Annotated in this window: 16 protein-coding genes and 1 other RNA gene; 13 read left to right on the forward strand and 4 right to left on the reverse strand. The window is 65.2% G+C overall.

Annotation, left to right across the window (positions count from 1 at the left end; all coding sequences use genetic code 11):
- From IVB32_RS24140 to IVB32_RS24155, 4 genes are all read left to right on the forward strand, one after another.
- Positions 1-891, forward strand: an 891-nt coding sequence (locus IVB32_RS24140; RefSeq protein WP_247411686.1) for an MFS transporter, incomplete at its 5' end; no start/stop codon positions are given.
- 326 nt (positions 892-1217) lie between these two features.
- Positions 1218-3017 carry an ABC transporter ATP-binding protein gene (locus IVB32_RS24145; RefSeq protein ID WP_247370204.1) on the forward strand — a complete coding sequence of 600 codons (1800 nt, stop codon included), beginning with the start codon at positions 1218-1220 and terminating at the stop codon, positions 3015-3017.
- Between the two features lie 64 nt (positions 3018-3081).
- Positions 3082-4488, forward strand: coding sequence for an MATE family efflux transporter (locus IVB32_RS24150; protein WP_247294878.1), 1407 nt, complete (start codon positions 3082-3084; stop codon positions 4486-4488).
- Positions 4489-4557: 69 nt separating this feature from the next.
- Positions 4558-5919 carry an O-antigen ligase family protein gene (locus IVB32_RS24155; RefSeq protein WP_247294877.1) on the forward strand — a complete coding sequence of 454 codons (1362 nt, stop codon included), beginning with the start codon at positions 4558-4560 and terminating at the stop codon, positions 5917-5919.
- Here IVB32_RS24155 and IVB32_RS24160 read toward each other — a convergent pair.
- Complete coding sequence (locus IVB32_RS24160) at positions 5823-6566, reverse strand: sulfite exporter TauE/SafE family protein (protein ID WP_085349094.1); 744 nt, start codon at positions 6564-6566, stop codon at positions 5823-5825. The two genes, IVB32_RS24155 and IVB32_RS24160, sit on opposite strands and share 97 nt — an antisense overlap.
- Positions 6567-6796: 230 nt before the next feature.
- On the opposite strand from IVB32_RS24160, the gene IVB32_RS24165 reads away from it, so the two are divergent.
- Positions 6797-7054, forward strand: a complete 258-nt coding sequence (locus tag IVB32_RS24165) for a hypothetical protein (protein ID WP_018454225.1) — start codon at positions 6797-6799, stop codon at positions 7052-7054.
- A gap of 7 nt (positions 7055-7061) precedes the next feature.
- On the opposite strand, the gene IVB32_RS24170 is transcribed toward IVB32_RS24165, so the two are convergent.
- Positions 7062-8432, reverse strand: coding sequence for a PLP-dependent aminotransferase family protein (locus IVB32_RS24170; RefSeq protein ID WP_247294875.1), 1371 nt, complete (start codon positions 8430-8432; stop codon positions 7062-7064).
- 79 nt (positions 8433-8511) lie between these two features.
- Between IVB32_RS24170 and IVB32_RS24175 the strand changes: the two genes are divergently transcribed.
- A complete protein-coding gene (locus tag IVB32_RS24175) occupies positions 8512-8946 on the forward strand; it encodes a DUF983 domain-containing protein (protein WP_231190417.1) in 435 nt (144 codons plus the stop codon).
- A gap of 72 nt (positions 8947-9018) precedes the next feature.
- Positions 9019-9732: an alpha/beta hydrolase gene (locus tag IVB32_RS24180; RefSeq protein WP_247294873.1), complete on the forward strand. Its 714-nt coding sequence runs from the start codon at positions 9019-9021 to the stop codon at positions 9730-9732.
- Positions 9733-9787: 55 nt separating this feature from the next.
- Here the strand turns inward: IVB32_RS24180 and rnpB are convergent.
- Positions 9788-10267, reverse strand: an RNA gene (gene rnpB, locus IVB32_RS24185) — RNase P RNA component class A.
- A gap of 149 nt (positions 10268-10416) precedes the next feature.
- Here rnpB and IVB32_RS24190 point away from each other — a divergent pair.
- A complete protein-coding gene (locus tag IVB32_RS24190) occupies positions 10417-10770 on the forward strand; it encodes a YciI family protein (RefSeq protein ID WP_018454229.1) in 354 nt (117 codons plus the stop codon).
- A 22-nt stretch (positions 10771-10792) separates the two neighbouring features.
- Complete coding sequence (locus IVB32_RS24195) at positions 10793-12025, forward strand: RNA polymerase sigma factor (RefSeq protein WP_247294871.1); 1233 nt, start codon at positions 10793-10795, stop codon at positions 12023-12025.
- A 120-nt stretch (positions 12026-12145) separates the two neighbouring features.
- Here IVB32_RS24195 and IVB32_RS24200 read toward each other — a convergent pair whose 3' ends face one another.
- Positions 12146-12928, reverse strand: a complete 783-nt coding sequence (locus tag IVB32_RS24200) for an N-acetylmuramoyl-L-alanine amidase (RefSeq protein WP_085349089.1) — start codon at positions 12926-12928, stop codon at positions 12146-12148.
- Between the two features lie 523 nt (positions 12929-13451).
- On the opposite strand from IVB32_RS24200, the gene rsmH reads away from it, so the two are divergent.
- The 4 genes from rsmH to IVB32_RS24220 all read left to right on the forward strand — a co-directional run.
- Entirely contained in the window at positions 13452-14441 is a 990-nt protein-coding gene (gene rsmH / locus IVB32_RS24205; protein WP_162496556.1) for a 16S rRNA (cytosine(1402)-N(4))-methyltransferase RsmH, read from the forward strand.
- 3 nt (positions 14442-14444) lie between these two features.
- Positions 14445-14837, forward strand: coding sequence for a hypothetical protein (locus IVB32_RS24210; protein WP_247294869.1), 393 nt, complete (start codon positions 14445-14447; stop codon positions 14835-14837).
- On the forward strand, positions 14834-16588 hold the full coding sequence (locus tag IVB32_RS24215; protein WP_166517606.1) for a penicillin-binding protein 2: 1755 nt from the start codon (positions 14834-14836) through the stop codon (positions 16586-16588). The genes IVB32_RS24210 and IVB32_RS24215 overlap by 4 nt, the downstream gene beginning before the upstream one ends.
- Before the next feature lie 84 nt (positions 16589-16672).
- The coding region (locus IVB32_RS24220; RefSeq protein ID WP_247411690.1) for a UDP-N-acetylmuramoyl-L-alanyl-D-glutamate--2,6-diaminopimelate ligase at positions 16673-17965 on the forward strand (1293 nt) is incomplete at its 3' end.

Genomic DNA, 17965 nt, shown 5'->3' on the forward strand with positions numbered 1-17965 from the left:
CTGGAGGAAGGCCCGCAATATGAATGGATGCAGGACCCCTCGGTCGCGATCTGCGCCTGGATCTGCGGCATCTCGGCGATCGCCTTCTTCTGGCGCGTCTTCACGGCGGCCGAGCCGATCGTCAATCTACGCACCTTTTCCAACCGCAATTTCGCGATCGGCTGCGTCCTTCAGTTCTGCATCGGCATCGGCCTCTACGGCCTGACCTACATCTATCCGCGCTACCTCGCCGAAGTGCGTGGCTACAGCGCACTGATGATCGGCGAGACCATGTTCGTCTCGGGCATCACCATGTTCCTGATCGCGCCGGTGGTCGGGCGTCTCATGGCGAAGTACGACATGCGCTACATGATCGCGTTCGGGCTCGTCGTGTTCGCGCTCGGCTCCTACCAGATGACCTGGATCACGCGCGACTACGATTTCTATGAGTTGCTGATTCCGCAGATCCTGCGCGGCATCGGCATGATGTTCGCGATGGTGCCGACCAACAACATCGCGCTCGGCACGCTGGCGCCCGACCGGGTGAAGAACGCCTCGGGCCTCTTCAACCTGATGCGCAATCTCGGCGGTGCCGTAGGTCTCGCCGTCATCAACACCGTGCTCAATGACCGCACCGATCTGCACATTACGCGCCTGCAGGAGCGTGTGACCTGGGGCAACGCGACCGCGACCGAAACCCTGACCATGTTCATGCAGAAGTTTCAGGGGCTTGGCGATTCCACGCTGATGGCGATGAAGCAGCTCAGCCAGCTCGTGCATCGCCAGGCCGTGGTGATGGGCTTCGGCGATGCTTTCTTCATCCTGACGCTGTTCTATCTCGGCCTCACCCTGCTCGTCACACTGTTGAAGAGGCCGGCCTCGCCGTTCGGCGCCAGCGGCGACGCGCACTAATTTGCAACACTCGTGCGTGATCTCGCGCGAGCCCCGTTGCAAATCACCACTGACACATCTATAAAGCGCACCTCATTCCATCGAACCGGGAGGATTTGCATGATTTCGTCGCATTCGCAGATCGCACGCCCGCGCTCGATGATGTTCTGGCTCGGTATGTGCTCGGCCTCCTAGAGGCCTCTTCCGCCAGCTTCGATTGGGCTCCTGGTCCCGATCGCCCCGCTTCCCAAGTCAAAACCAACTTTAAGTGACGCCGTCTCGGCCCTCGCGGCCGGCCTGCGTCCATCAATGGAGCCGGCCCGCGCCATAAGCGGCCGGATGATGCCATGACCGCTCTGTCAAAAAGGCCCGCGGCGATACGCGTGGTGCTGCCCTTCGTGTTCCGGCACTGGCTGAAGCAGCCGGGGCGTACCCTCATCGTCGCCGGCGGCTTGTTGGGTGCGACCATCGCCGACCTGTTCATGCCGGTCTTCTCCGGACATCTGGTCGACGCCCTGACGCGCGGCCCATCCGATTCCGCCGCGCGGCACGCGGCGCTGATGGCATTGGGCGGTATCGTGGCGCTGGGCGCAGCCTCCATGGTGCTGCGGCTGACCGGCCTCCAGGCCATCGTGCCGTTCTCGCTAAAGATCATGTCCGAGGTCGCGCAGGAAGCCTTCATGCGCGTGCAACGGTTCTCGACCGACTGGCACGCCAACTCCTTTGCGGGATCCACGGTGCGCAAGGTCACCCGCGGCATGTGGGCGCTCGACCTGTTGAACGACACCATCTTGATGGCGCTGGCGCCGTCGCTGCTGGTGCTGATCGGGTCGATGATCCTGCTCGGCCTGCACTGGGCCTCGCTTGGCGCGGTGATCGCGCTGGGCGCGCTGGCCTATGTCACGATGACGGTGCTGTTCTCGACGCGCTACATCGCGCCGGCCGCGCGCATCTCCAATGCCTGGGACACCAAGGTCGGCGGCACGCTGGCGGATGCGTTGACCTGCAACGCGGTGGTGAAATCGTTCGGCGCGGAAGCGCGCGAGGATGCGCGGCTTGCCCGTGTCGTCAACCGCTGGCGCGTGCGCGTGCGGCGGACCTGGCTGCGCTACAACTACACCAATCTGGCGCAGCTCTCGGTGCTGCTGGCCCTGCGTGCCTCCGTGATCGGCGGCGCCGTGCTGCTGTGGATGTCGGGGCGAGCCTCGCCCGGCGACGTCACCTATGTGCTGACGAGCTACTACGTCATCCATGCCTATTTGCGCGACGTCGGAATGCACATCAACAACCTGCAGCGCTCGGTCAATGACATGGAGGAGCTGGTGGCGATCCACGACGAGCCGATCGGGATTGCGGATGCGACGGACGCGCGGCCGATTGCGATCGAGCGCGGCGAGCTCGTGTTCGACGACGTCACGTTCCATTATGGCGGCCATCATGCGCCGCTCTATGACGGACTGTCGGTCACGATCCGCGCCGGCGAACGCGTCGGTCTCGTCGGCCGCTCCGGCTCCGGCAAGACCACCTTCGTCAAGCTGGTGCAGCGGCTCTACGACGTCACCGGCGGCCGCGTTCTGATCGATGGGCAAGACATCGCCAAGGCCACGCAGCATTCGCTGCGCAGCCAGATCGCGGTCGTGCAGCAGGACCCGATCCTGTTCCACCGCTCGCTCGCCGAGAACATCGCCTATGGCCGGCCCGGCGCCAGCCTGGAGGCGATCGAGCAGGCGGCACGGCTGGCCAACGCGCATGACTTCATCCTGCGCCTGCCCAAGGGCTACGGCACGCTGGTCGGTGAACGCGGCGTCAAGCTCTCCGGCGGCGAGCGGCAGCGCGTGGCGCTGGCGCGCGCCTTCCTGGCGGACGCGCCGGTGCTGATCCTGGACGAAGCGACCTCGAGCCTCGATTCGGAATCCGAGGCGCTGATCCAGCAGGCGATGGAGCGGCTGATGCGAGGCCGCACCTCGATCGTGATCGCGCACCGGCTCTCGACGGTGAAGAGCCTCGATCGCATCCTGGTGTTCGACCGCGGCGAGATCGTCGAGCAAGGCACGCATGCCAAGCTCGCGGCCAGGCCCGGCGGCATCTATCGCGGCCTGTTCGAGCGCCAGGTGGTGGAGCTCGGACAGATCGCAGCAGCGGAATGAGTGGCGCGCGGCCGGCGGACCAATGTCGGCCGCGTCGCCAAGGAATCGGTCAAGGATGGGTGAAATGAAAGACCTGACCAACGGCTCCGTCGCGAAGCACATTCTGGGCATGGCACCGCCGATCATGGTCGGTATGGTCACGATCATGCTTTGCCAGCTGGTCGATCTGTACTTCGTCTCGGGCTTGGGCGATGCCGCGGTCGCGGGCGTGGCGGCGGCCGGCAATGCCGGCTTTCTCATCAACGCGCTGATGCAGGTGCTCGGCGTCGGCGCGGTGTCGTTGATCGCGCATGCCGTGGGACGCAAGGATCGGCCGGATGCCAATTTGATCTTCAATCAGGCGATCGTGCTGTCGGTGCTGTTCGGACTGTTGACCCTGGTCGCAGGCGCGGCGCTGTCGCGCGCCTACATGCATGCGATCGCCGCGGACGAAGCCACGATCGAGGCGGGGGCCACGTATCTGCTGTGGTTCATGCCGGCGCTCGCGTTGCAATTCGCGAGCCAGGTGATGGGATCCGCGCTGCGCGCTACCGGCATCGTGCGTCCCACGATGCTGGTGCAGGCGCTTGCGGTGGCCATCAACATCGCGCTGGCGCCGGTTCTGATCGCGGGCTTGGGCACGGGCCATGCGCTCGGCGTTGCCGGTGCGGGGCTGGCGAGCTCGATCGCGGTGTTGATCGGCGTCGTGACGCTGCTTGCGCATTTTCGTAAGGTCGAACGCTATGTCGCCTTCAATCCGGCGCAGTGGCGTCCGCAGGCGCAGCATCTGAGGCGCATCCTCAATGTCGGCCTGCCTGCCGGCGGCGAGTTCGCGATGATGTTCATCCTCATGGCGGTGGTCTATTTCGTGCTGCGCGATTTCGGTGCGGCGGCGCAGGCCGGTTTCGGGATCGGACAACGGGTCCTGGGCCTGATCCAGATGCCGGCGCTTGCAGTTGCGCTCGCCGCTGGGCCAATCGCCGGCCAGAACATGGGCGCCGGAAAAGGCGAGCGCGTGCGCGAAACCTTCGTCAAGGCGGCGCTGATCACCAGTGTCGTGATGATAGGCTTCATGTGCCTCGCGCAGTTGAAGCCGCAGCTCCTGCTCTCGGGGTTCTCGAACGACCGGGAAACCATGGAGATCGCGTTCCTGTTCCTGCGGATCATCTCGCTCAACATGGTGGCGCAGGGCGTGATCTTCACCTGCTCGAGCATGTTCCAGGGCCTCGGCAATACCAAGCCGGTGCTGTGGAGTTCGGCAACGCGCGTGCTCACCTATTCGCTGCCGGCGATCTGGCTGTCGACGCGGCCGGGCTTCCGGATCGAGCACGTCTGGTACCTGTCGATCGCGACAACCACGCTGCAGGCGGCCCTGAGCTTGTGGCTGCTACGGCGTGAATTCAGGAAGCGCCTTGCCACGCTCCGGCATGAGAAGTCCCCGGAGCCGGCTGCGCCCAAGCGCGTGGCGTCTCCTGTACGCGCGCCAGCGTAGCGATCGCTTGTCCCCGCCCCACGGCTCCGGCAAACTTGCCGCGCCGTGGGGATCGGCTGCAGGGGCCAAATGACCGAGGTGTTGAACGAGCAGCGGCCCAATTCCTGGCTCGCCGCGATCTGGGCGGCACGCTATCGCACGCCAGCCCGCTCCGTCGCGCTGATCGCGTTGCTGTTGCCGTGGACCACGACCGGGCTCATTTTCGCGCTCATTCCCTGGCTGATCGCGTTCGCGTTCCTCGACCTTCGCGAATTTCCGCGTTCGCTGCTTCGGGCAATCTGCCTGCTGCCGATTGCGCTGGTCCTACTCGCCGCCATCGGCACGCTCTGGTCGGATGCGCCGTGGCCGGACCGAATCCATGCGATCGGCCCGGCGGCGAAGCTGCTGGTAATTCCGCTTCTGATCTACCAGTTCGAGCGTTGGCCGTTTGGCGGCTGGGTGTTTTCCGCGTTCCTGGTATCCTGCACGGCACTGATGCTCTATTCCTTCGCCGTCGCCGTCGATCCCGCATTGTCGCTGAAACTCTATCTGTCGCGCGGGCCCTACAAGGTCGAAAGCGGGATCGCGGTGCGCAATTATATCGACCAGAGCCAGGAGTTCGCGCTCTGTGCGATCGCGCTGGTCTACCCGATCGTGTCGCTGCTGCGACGAGGCCGCTACCGCGTCGCGGCGCTGTTCGTGGCGCTCGCGATCGGATTCCTCGCCAACATGATGTTCGTCGTGGTCTCGCGGACAGCGCTGGTGACGCTGCCGATCCTGATCGTGGTCTTCGCGCTTTTGCATTTGCGCCGCCGCACCGCACTCTTCGCCGTCGGCGCGATGGGGCTGTTGGCCGTGCTGCTGTGGACCGCCTCGCCGCGTCTGCGCGCAACAGTCGCCAAATTCAACGGAGACTATGAGGTCAGCATCGCCGGCAATGATGTCAGCGGCATGGGGTCACGACTGGAGTTTTGGCGCAAATCGCTGGCGTTCACCGCGGACGCGCCGCTGCTCGGTCACGGCACCGGGGCGATCCGCGGCCTGTTCGCGCGCGCGGCTGTCGGCGAGAGCGGGGTTCGAGCGGAAATCGTCGGTGATCCGCACAACCAGACGCTCAATGTCGCCGTGCAGTGGGGCGCGTCGGGCGTCGTGATCCTCTATGCGCTCTGGTTCGCGCACCTCTCGCTGTTTCGCGGAGAGGGGCTGGCCTGCTGGGTCGGCCTTCTGGTCGTGGTGCAGAACATGCTGTCCTCGCTGCTCAACTCGCATCTGTTCGATTTCGCCGAGGGCTGGATCTACGTGCTTGGCGTCGGCATTGCCGGCGGCATGGCGCTCGCCGCGAAGACAATACGGAGTCAGTGCGTGCCCAAACTGTTCCAGACCAGGCCGAGGCCCGACAGGAACAACAGACCGAGCACGACATCGCCGAAATGCTTGTCGCTCAGCGCATGATAGACGCGCGCGCCGGCCCATGCGCCGATCAGCGTGCCCGGAAATGCGATCACTGCGAGCCAGACCACCTTGAACGCGACGAGGCCCGAGGCGGTCTGCAACACCAAGGCGGCGCCGAGCACGGTGAAATTGAAGAGCTGGAAGATGCCGCGCCGCTCGTGCTTGTTCCAGCCTCGGATGTTTGCCCACAGGATCGGAAGTGGCCCCGACAGTCCGGCAAGGCCACCCAAGATGCCGCCGGCAAAACCGATCGCGCCGTCGGCAATGCGGCCGCCGAACGTGACGGCGAGCGGCCGCTTGTTCAGATAGAGAGCCGTCGAAAAAACAAGGATCAGCACGCCGACGCTCAGCTTGAACACTTTTGGATCGGCGGAGGCGACCAGCATGGTGCCCAGCGGCACGCCGATCAGTCCTCCAATCAGGAACGGCCAGACCAGCGAGAGATCAAAACTCTTCCACATCGACGGCAGCGTCGAGCTCTGCGCGATCACCGAGCAGATCAGCACCAGGGGCACCGCGAGAGAGGGCGGCAGCACGTAGAGCCAGATGCCGAGCGCCATCAGCGCCGTGCCGAAACCGGCAAGGCCCGAGACGAAGCCCCCGGCCAGTGCGCCGAGCAGCAGCAGCCCGTAGGTGAGTATTTCCAACAGATTGTCCCTGTTATCTTGACGATCCCGAACTGTTGATCGCCATCGCTCGCATAGCACAGCTGCGGCCATGCAGGTCAATTTCAAAACCGCACGCAAGCGTGATCCCCAGCAGCGGGCGTTCGCGAAAGACAGGCCTACATGACGCTCGTACTTCAAACTGGGGGCCCGCTCGACGCCATCATGCGGTTCGATCGGCCAGTCTCCCGAATGAGATATGGAGAAGGACGATGACCCGCACGAAGATTGCCGTCGCGGCCGCACTAGTGTCGGCGGCGGCCTTGATGCCGACCATGGCGCAGGCCCAGTTTTCCGAGCCTGCGGCCTATCAGGCTGCCCATCCCGACCGCGACGTTCTGAATGGCGGCCAGCTCACGCCCGCCGCGCGCGGGGCTCTCGGCCAGCCGAGCGATGCCTACGCATCGCAAGCTTATCCATCGGCTGTTGCGCCGGTCGTGCGCTCCCACCATCGCCGGCAGCATCGATAGGTATTTGCTAGACGATCTGCCGGGTGTCGGCGGGCCTGTGCAGCGCGCTCATGAGGATGCGCAGCGCCTCCGTCAATTCCGCCCGGTTGCGCGCCGCGCCTAGCGAGACGCGTGCCGCGTGTGGTGCGGTCCCGTCGACGGTGAAGGCCTCGCCGGCGACGACTGCCAGTCCATTCCGCAGCAGATGCGCCGCGACATCGGGACGGTCCTCCGGCAGCCGCAGCCACAGATGATGCGCGGCGGGCTTGGCCTGGAACTCAAATCCCTTGAGCGCCCGTTGCGCGAGCTGCTGGCGGCCGATCGCCTCGCTTCTGATGGCGGTGATGATGCGGTCGGCGATCCCGGTCTCGATCCAATGCGTCACCAGCGCGACCATCAGCGGCGCCGGCATCTGCACCGTCGCCTGCAAAGAGCTACGCATCTCCCGCTGCGAGCTGCCGTCGGGCGTCACCAGATAGGCGACCCGTAGTGCGGGCGCCATACATTTTGACAGCGTGGTCGCGAGATATGTCTGATCCGGAATGAGATTGGCGATCGGCGATGCCGAGCGATCGAGCAGCCCGTAGGCATCGTCCTCGATCAGAATCGTATCGGCATCGTTGATGATCTTGGCGATGGCGCTGCGGCGCTCGGGGAGAAGCGTCGCGGTGGTCGGATTGTGCAGCGTCGGAATGAGATAGACCGCTTTCGGTCTATGCGTGCGGCAAGCCTTTGCCAGCGCCTCTGGCAGGATGCCGCCGTCATCCATCGCGACGCCGACGAGTCTGACGCCGAGGCGCGCGGCGGCGGCCCTGATGCCGGGGAAGGTGAGGGCTTCCGTCAGCACGATGTCGCCGGGCCGGGCGACGTGGGCGAGCAGGTTGAACAGGATCGTCTGTGCGCCGGGAAAGATCACGAGCCTGTCGGCATGCGCATGCGGCACGCGGGGGCGCATCCATCGCGCCGCGACCTCGCGCTCGTGTGCGCTGCCGCCGGGCGGCTGGTAGTTGAGATGCGCGGTCAGGCCCGATTGCGCGCGGATGGCTTCCATCCCGGCGATGATGCGCTCGTCGAGCTGCGCTTCGAGAGGTTGCGGCGGCACGTTCATCGAGAGGTCGATCGCGACGGGATGCGGCAGATCGACCACGCGGCGCGCGCTGGTCTCCGACACGAACGAGCCCTGGCCGACCCGGGCCTCCATGATGCCGCGGCGCCGCGCCTCGGTGTAGGCGCGTGTCACCGTGGTGAGGTCGATGCCGAGCGCCTTTGCCAGCGCCCGCTGCGTCGGCAATTGCTGGCCGCGCACCAGCCGGCCGGCGGCGATGTCGGCCTCCATGGCTTCGACGATGCGCTGATAGCGCGGCCCGCTCAGCTCCGAAATTGTAGGGGTCCAATCCATGCAATGAAGGCCCATATCCTTTGAATGTATGGATACAAGATATTATTGTATGGATCCTAGAAAAGGAAGAGGTGGGGTCATGGCAACCGGTTCAGTCTCTCTGGCAAAGGCGATGTGGCGCGGATTTCGCGGCAAGTGCCCGAACTGCGGCGAAGGCCATGCGTTCGGCCGTTTCCTGAAGGTGGCAGATACCTGCGACCATTGCGGCGAGGAGCTGTTCCACCAGCGCGCCGACGATTTCCCGGCCTATCTCGTGATGGTCGTCGTCGGCCATCTCGTGGTGCCGGCAATCCTCGCGGTCGAAACCGCCTATGCGCCGGCCGTCTGGCTGCAACTGGTGGTGTGGCTGCCGGTGACGTTGTTCGCTTCGCTCGCGCTGTTGCAGCCGACCAAGGGTGCCATCGTCGGGCTGCAATGGCAGATCGGCATGCATGGTTTTGAGGCGGGCAAGCTGCGGCGCGAAGCTGGTCGGCCTGCAGCCGTCCTCGTGAAGGTGAACGCGCGCGCGGCTTAAGGGGCCGTAGCGTTTACATCGCGGGACCGGCCGCTACACTCCATCGTACAAACAAGAACGATGGAAACGCCGATGGCCGCACGCTCAAAAACCTTCCTGCTTTGTCACGGCGCGTGGTCCGGCGGGTGGGCCTGGAAGAAGATGCATCCGTTGACGGCAAAGGCCGGCCATCGCCTCATTGCGCCGACCTATACCGGGCTCGGCGAGCGCGCGCATCTGGCCAGTCCCGCGATCGATCTCGACACGCACATCCAGGACATTCTCAACGTCATCAGGTTCGAGGATCTCGAGGACATCGTGCTCCTCGGCCACAGCTATGGCGGCATGGTCGCCACCGGTGTCGCCGATCGCGCGCGCGAGCGGGTGACGCAATTGATCTATCTCGACGCCTTCGTGCCGCGTGACGGCCAATCGCTGTTCGATCTCCACGAGGGCGGGCGCGAGCCGATGCGCAAGGCTGCAAGCTCAGGCGACGGCTACCGCATCCCGCCGAACCCGCCGCCGCCGGACACGCCGCCGGCCGATCTCGACTGGCTCAACGCCCGCCGGATCAACATGCCGATCAAATGTTTCGAGACGAAGCTGAAACTCGAACATGGCGAGCCGGCGATGCCGCGCAGCTACATCTATTGCACGCGCATTCCGCCGGGCGACGTGTTCGGGCAGTTCGCGAAGCGCACCAAGACCGAGGATGGCTGGCGCACTTTCGAACTCGATGCGAGCCATGCGCCGAATGTGACAGCGCCGGAGGCGCTGATGGGTGTGTTGCAAGAGATCGTCGGATAGCAAGCCCCCAAATGGTGAGGGGCCCGATGCAGTCAGCATCGAACCCCTCGTTGAAGATATCAGCCGGCCTCTAAGCCGGGTTCTGTAGGGCACCGTCCGCTTGCGCGAACGATACGTGACGGCCATTCCTCTGGGACCATGTTTGCACATGGCCTCGAGCAACCTACCCGGACGGCGGGCCTGACATCGCCCCGCGGCGTTATCGCTTTCGCGAACACTCCGCTATGCCGTCCCTATTCGGTTTTGCTCCCGGTGGGGTTTACCATGCCGGCTCCGTTGCCGCAGCCGCGGTGCGCTCTTACCGCACCTTTTCACCCTTACCTGCCTACGCAGCTTGCGCTGCTACGGCACGGCAGGCCCGAGGGCTTGCCGCGCCAAAGCCCCGAAGGGGCGACGGCGGGCGGTTCGTTCTCTGTGGCACTTTCCCTGGGGTCGCCCCCGCCGGACGTTATCCGGCACCGTATGTCAAGGGAGCCCGGACTTTCCTCCCCGGCGGCCTTTCGGCACTTGCCGGAGCGGCCGTCCGGCCGACTGACGGCTTACGCATGAAGCATTTGTGTCGGTTCCGCAAGCCGATATCGCCATGCACGGTTCGCCCGAAATAATTTATCCTGAAGATGTCGTTGGGCGCGTGTCCCGTTCGACTGGATGTCGGCGATCCAGCCGTGCAGCAGGAGTTAAGCGATGCAGTATTTGCTGATGATCTACCAGAACGAAGCCGAGTACGCGAATATGCGTCCGGCGGCCGGCCAGCAGATGACGGCGGAATATCAGACCTTCACGCAAGGCATCATCCAGAGCGGCAATTTCAAGGCCGGCGACCGTTTGCAGCCGACCACGACTGCAACGACCGTCCGCGTGCGCGACGGCAAGACGCTGACGACCGACGGCCCGTTTGCCGAAACACGCGAGCAGCTCGGCGGCTATTACCTGGTGGAGGCCAAGGATCTCGATGCTGCGATCGAGATCGCGTCGCGGATTCCGTCGGCGCGTATCGGCTCGATCGAGGTGCGGCCGATCTGGGTCTACGACAAGTGACGGCGCCGTCGCGCATCGGCGCATGACGCTGTCCGAGATCGACAAGATCTTCCGCGACGAGGCGGGGCGGGCGCTGGCCACGCTGATCCGCCTCGTCGGCGATTTCGATCTCGCCGAGGACGCGCTCCAGGACGCCTTTGCGGTGGCACTGGCGCGCTGGCCGGCGTGCGAGGTCCCCGACAATCCGCGTGCCTGGCTGGTCAATGTCGCCAGGCACAAGGCGATCGACCGTATCAGGCGCCAGGCCGTTTTCCGCGGCAAGGAGCAGGCGCTCGTGCACGAGCTCGAGCTGAACGCGCAGGCGCCCGCCGAGCCGCCGGCAATGCTCGACGACGACATGCTGCGGCTGATCTTCACCTGCTGCCATCCTGCGTTCGCGCCCGAAGTCCAGGTCGCGCTGACACTGCGCACCGTCTGCGGGCTCTCCACGGCGCAGGTCGCGCGCGCCTTCCTCGTCAGCGAGGAGGCGATGGCGCAGCGTCTCGTCCGCGCCAAGCAGAAGATCAGGCTCGCCGGCATTCCCTATGAGGTCCCCGAGCGCGACACGCTGGTGCCGCGGCTCGATGGTGTGCTTGCCGTGATCTATCTCGTCTTCACCGAAGGCTACGTGGCGACGTCCGGTGCGGATTTGATGCGACCCGATCTTGCCGCCGAGGCGATCCGGCTTGGCCGCTTGCTCGACCGGCTGCTACCCGATCGAGCCGGGATCAAGGGCCTGCTGGCGCTGATGCTGCTGCACGATGCGCGCCGCGCAGGGCGCCAGACCGCCGCCGGCGACATCGTGCTGCTGGAAGAGCAGGATCGTTCGCAGTGGGACCATGCACAGATCGAGGAGGGTCTGCGCCTGGTGGACGACGCACTGCGCGTGCCCGGCCGGCCGCAGCCGTATGCAGTACAAGCCGCGATCGCTGCGCTGCATGCGCGTGCGCCGAGCTACGAGCAGACAGACTGGCCGCAGATTGCCGGGCTCTATGAAGTGCTGCTGCGGATCAATCCGTCGCCGGTGATCGAACTCAACCACGCGGCGGCGGTGTCGATGGTCGATGGGCCCGCGCGCGCGCTCGATCTCGTGGATGCGACCGCCGCACGCGGCGCGCTTCATGGCTATGAGCTGCTGCCAGCGGTGCGGGCGGATTTGTTGCGGCGGCTTGGCCGGAAGGAGGAGGCGCGCGAGGCCTATCGCGCTGCGACGGAGGCGACGCAGTTAGAGCCGCTGCGACGGCTTTATGCGCGAAGGATGAGGGAGATGAACTGAGTTTCCGTCATGGCGGGGCTTGTCCCGGCCATCCACGTTCTTCCGGCGCGACAAAGACGTGGATGCCCGGGACAAGCCCGGGCATGACGGAGCAAGAGGTCACGTTCTCGAAGACGTCAGCTACTTCGTCACGATGGTCGTTGTCTCCTGAGGGAGACTCCCCAACAGCGCCTGCAAGGTCGAGAGCGTCGAGTGATCCGCGACCCCATCCAGTCGCGCCGGGCGGAAATGGCGCTGGAACGCGGTGACGACTTCCATGGTCGCGGCGTCGTATTTGCCGGTGAGGGGAACGCCGTAGCCGTATCTGGCGAGCGCTTGCTGCAGGCTCAGCACCTCATCGCTGATGGTGCCGAGCATCAGGCTTTCGCCGCGCACCACCGGCGCGGGCGTGACCCAGTGTCCGACGCCGGAATTGGCCAGCGAATGCCACGGAAATTTTTCGCCGGGATCTTTCTTGCGCGCCGGCGCCACGTCGGAATGGCCGAGCACCCGGTGCGCGGGCACCTTGCGGCGGAGCATGATGCCGCGGCACAGCGCGATCACGGCGGCGATCTGGCGCAGCGGAAACTCCGGATAGCCCCAATCGTGGCCGCGATTGACGATCTCGATCCCGATCGAGCAGGAATTGATGTCGTCCTCGCCGGACCAGGACGAGACGCCGGCATGCCAGGCGCGCCTGGCCTCCGGCACGCATTGCACGATGCGGCCGTCTTCCAGCACGACATAATGTGCCGATACCTCTGTGCCCGCGGAGCAGAGCCGCGCCAGCGCACCTTCGACGTCGGGCATGCCGGTGTAGTGCAGCACAATCATATCGGGTTGGCGGCCCTTGTTGCGGTCGCCATGGTTCGGTGAGGGGATGATGTCGGAGACGATCGAGGAATCCGGCTCGAACGTCCGCATGTTCGCGGCCGCTTTGGGAACCGGCAGAACGCGTTGACGCTTCGAATCAGATCCAGACGGCGTGGACGAACCGGACGACATAAATAGCTCGAGACAGACAGAGAGTGGGCCAAGCCCTTTTCTTTACTATTCCTTTACCCTCCACCGTGCGCAACCGCGCGACGAGGTTAACGGATGCATTTTGGCGCATGTGTGTGGATGAAGCATCACCGCCGCGTCAGCTTTTCGACTTGTCGCGAGCCGATCAACGCTTTCTTAACGCTAAGGGCCGTTACTGAGAGATGAAGAGCCGACCCGCGTCCGGAGGCGGCCAAAGCGTATTTTGGCTCGAAATCCCATGGCTGCCCGACAAATTCCAAGGGGAATACTGGGTTGGTGGCCCGGGACGACCGGGCACGGTAACCATATCGGACGGGGGTTGGGTCGTGGAACCGCCGCGACGCGGAATCATTCGAGGCGTTATGAGCTTGTTCGTCCCCGATCTCACTTGGGAGTCCGGCGGGGCGATCGGCAGGCCTGGCGCATGAGCTCGGCTCCGCACATCCCCGTTCTTGGCCGCGAGGCCATCGACCACCTCGCCCCGCGCGAAGGCGGCCTTTATATCGACGCGACCTTTGGTGCCGGCGGCTACAGCCGCGCGATCCTCGACGTGCCGGGAACTCAGGTGATTGCCATTGATCGCGACCGTACTGCGATCGAGGGCGGCGCCGAGCTCGTCGCATGCTCGGCGGGCAGGCTGACCCTCGTTGAAGATCGTTTCTCCAACCTCGCCGAGGTCTGCGCGGCTCAAGGCATCGATGGCGTCGACGGCGTCGTGATGGACGTCGGGGTATCCTCGATGCAGCTCGACCAGGCCGGCCGCGGCTTCTCGTTCCGCCTCGATGGTCCGCTCGACATGCGGATGGGGCAGGCAGGCCCGACTGCGGCCGATGTCGTGGCGCGCGCCTCGGAAGGCGATCTCGCCGACATCATTTATCTTCTCGGCGAAGAGCGGCAGTCGCGCCGGATCGCCCGCGCTATCGTCGCGGACCGTCAGGAGACGCCGTTCACGACCACGCGCGCGCTCGCCGAGCTCGTCGGCAGGGTGGTTCGGTCCAAGCCCGGCGATATTCACCCGGCGACGCGGACGTTCCAGGCCCTGCGCATCTTCGTCAACGAAGAGCTCGAGGAACTCCAGAGCGCGCTCATCGCTGCCGAGCGCGTGCTCAAGCCCGGTGGTCGCCTCGTTGTCGTCTCGTTCCATTCGCTGGAAGACCGCATCGTCAAGAATTTCCTTAGCCTGCGCAGCAAGACGGGTGGCGGCTCACGCCATTTGCCGGAAGTGTCGCAGGCGGTGCCGAGCTTCCAGCTGCTGACGCGGCGGCCGGTGATCGCGGGCGAAGACGAGGTCGCGCATAACCCGCGCGCGCGGTCGGCAAAACTGCGCGCCGGCGAGCGCACCTCGGCGCCTGCGCATGATGATCGCGAGCAATCGTCATGGCCAAAACTCTCCGACGTCATGAGGGGTGGCTAGCGCATGCGCTTCATCCACCTCCTCGTCATCGGCGCGCTGATCTTCGCGGCAGCCTATGTCTATAGGATCAAGATGGACTCCACGGCGCGCACCGAAAAGGTGCTGCGGCTGCATGCGGAGATCCGCGAGCAGCGCGATGCGATCGCGGCGCTGCGCTCCGAATGGGCCAAGCTCGATGCGCCCCTGCGCCTGCAAGGCCTGTCCGACCGGCATCTGCAGCTCAAGCCGGTCAACGGCACGCAATATGATTCACTGAAGAATTTGCCCGAGCGTCCGCTGCGGATGTTCAGGCCGGGCGAGCCGGATCCGATCGGCGCCATGCTCAACACCATCGAAGCCGCCAGCGATCCCGATAATGTGACGGGCTCCGTGCCTCAGCCCGAGGACAAGCCATGAGTGCTGTGACCCCGGCCAAACCTGCAGAAAAGCCCGCTGAGCCCTGGCGGCAGCGGCTGATCCGCAGCCTGCTGTACGGGCGCAACGTCGATCGCGCGGCCAAGGCGCGGGCGCGCGTCGGCCTGGCGATGCTCGCCTTCGGCGCGGTCTACGCCCTGATCGGCGGCCGGCTCGTGATGTTCGCGATCGGCGCCGACGCCCATGGCGCACGCCGCGCCGCGGCGCAGGAGGTGGTCGCGACCGCGCGGCCCGACATCGTCGACCGCAACGGCGCGATTCTCGCGACCGACGTCAAGGCCTCGAGCCTGTTCGGCGAGCCGCGCCGCATCATCGACAAGGACGAGGCAATCGAACTTCTGACCGCCACGGTGCCCGACCTCGACGAGGCCGAGGTGCGCGAGCGCCTGAAGACGCGCAAGGGCTTCGTCTGGCTCAAGCGCGAGATTACGGCGAAGCAGCAGCAGGACATCCACAAGCTCGGCATTCCCGGCATCGGTTTCCTGCGCGAGAACAAGCGCGTCTATCCGACCGGCAACGAGGTCGCCCACCTCATTGGTCTCGTCAACATCGACAACCAGGGCATCGCCGGCATGGAGAAGTGGCTCGACAATCAGGGGCTCGCCGATCTCCACCGCGCGGGCTTTGCCACCGACCGGCTGCAAAAGCCGATCGAGCTATCGGTGGATCTGCGGGTCGAGCACGCACTGCGTGACGAGCTGCTGAAGGCCAAGGAGAAATACCACACCAAGGCTGCCTCCGGCATCGTCTCCAACGTCAAGACCGGCGAGATCGTGGCGATGGTCTCCCTTCCGGACTTCGATCCCAACAATCCGAAGGAAGCGCACGATCCCGACCGCATCAATCGCCTGACCACCGGCGTTTACGAGATGGGCTCGACCTTCAAGGCGTTCACGCTGGCGATGGCGCTCGATTCCGGCAAGATCAATCTGAACACATCGTGGGATGCACGCGGAAACCTGCACTACGGCAAGTTCACCATCCACGACAGCCATCCGCTCGGACGCTTCATCAACACCAAGGAAGTGTTCACCTTCTCGTCCAACATCGGCGCGGCGCGGATCGCGCTCGGCCAGGGCGTCGAGGCCCACAAGGCATTCCTCGGCAAGATGGGCCAGTTGACGCGGCTGCGCACCGAACTGCCGGAAAGCGCGGCTCCGCTGATTCCGCGCCGCTGGGGCGAGCTGAACACGGTCACCATCGCTTTCGGCCAGGGCATGTCGGTGGCGCCGCTGCAGGCGGTGATGGGCATCAACGCGCTGGTGAACGGCGGCTATTTGATTCCGCCGACCTTCATGAAGCGCAGCGAGTCCGAAGCGGCGGCGATGGCCAAGCGCGTCATCAGGACGGAGACCAGCGACAAGATGCGGTTCCTGATGCGGCTCAATGCCGAAATCGGCACCGCCAAGACCGCCGACGTCAAGGGTTACTATGTTGGCGGCAAGACCGGCACGTCGGAGAAGGTCATCAACGGCCGCTATGCCAAGAAGCGCGTGCTCAACTCCTTCACCGCGATCATGCCCTGCGACGATCCGAAATATCAGATCCTGATCATGCTGGACGAGCCCCAGGCGATTCCCGAAACGAAAGGTTTCATCACCTCGGGCTGGAACGCGGTGCCGACCGGCGGCAAGGTGATCGAGCGGATCGCGCCGCTATTGGGCGTCGAACCGCGGTTCGACCTGCCGCCGTCCGAGCGCCTTATTCTTGCAGCATCCAGGACAACCCAGTAATCAACCGGGTGGGCCGTTGCCGCTGCTGAGTCGGGATTTCCCTGCAGATTCGGCAATCCGGTCCGGCATGTCGACTGGAAGACCATGAAGCTGCGCGACCTCCTCGATCAGGACGTTCAGGGCAATGATGCCGCAATCGAGCCCGCGGTCGCGGCGCTCGACGTGACCGGCGGCGCCCTCGACAGCCGCGCGGTCAAGCCCGGCGATCTCTTCTTCGCACTTGCGGGCAGCAAGACCGACGGTGCGCGCTTCATCGATGCCGCGATTGCCGCCGGCGCGGTGGCGGTCGTCGGCGACCATGCCCCTGATGGCTGCAAGGTGCCGTTCATCACAGTCGCGAATCCGCGCCGCGCGCTGGCGCTGGCCGCGGCAAAATTTTTTCCCGCGCAGCCCGCGACAATTGCGGCGGTGACCGGCACCAGCGGCAAGACCTCGGTCGCCGCATTCACCCGGCAGATCTGGGAGCGGCTCGGGCACGCCTCCGCCAGCATCGGAACCATCGGGCTCGTTTCCCCGAAGCGTACCGTCTACGGCTCGCTGACGACGCCCGATCCGATCGCACTGCACCGGCAGCTCGACGAGATCGCACGCGAGGGCGTCACGCATCTCGCCTTCGAGGCCTCTTCTCACGGGCTCGACCAATATCGCCTCGACGGCGTGCGCGTGTCCGCCGGCGGCTTCACCAATCTCTCGCGCGACCATATGGATTACCATCCGACCGTCGCGCATTACCTCGCGGCCAAGCTCAGGCTGTTCCGCGAACTTGTCCCGCCGGGGGGCGCGGCCGTGATCTCCGCCGATCATGATTGCTCGGCGGAGGCGATCAGTGCTGCGAATTCGCGCGGCTTGCGCGTGATGGCAGTCGGTCGCAACGGCGACGGGGCGGGCGAGGGCATTCGTCTCGCCGGTGCGGAGGTCGAAGGATTTTCGCAAGTGCTCGCGCTCGAACATCGCGGCAAGCGGTATACGATCCGGCTGCCGCTGGTCGGCGAGTTCCAGATCGAGAATGCGCTGGTGTCAGCTGGCCTCGCCATCGGCACCGGCGGCGACGCCGCGGACGTGTTCGCGAGCCTCGAACATCTCGAAGGCGCCAAAGGTCGGTTGGAGCGCGTCGGCGAGCGCAACGGTGCGCCGATCTTCGTCGACTATGCGCACAAGCCCGATGCGCTGGCGAAGGCGCTGCAGGCGCTGCGTCCCTACGCCAGGCGCAGGCTGGTCGTCGTGTTCGGCGCCGGCGGCGACCGCGATGCCGGCAAGCGTCCGATCATGGGCGAGATCGCCGCCGGCAACGCCGACGGTGTCATCATCACCGACGACAATCCGCGCAGCGAGAAGCCGGAATCGATCCGCGCCGAAATTCTCGCCGCCGCCAAGGGC

Origin of the sequence: Bradyrhizobium sp. 23 (genome assembly GCF_023073295.1) — a bacterium.
Lineage (GTDB): Bacteria > Pseudomonadota > Alphaproteobacteria > Rhizobiales > Xanthobacteraceae > Bradyrhizobium > Bradyrhizobium canariense_D.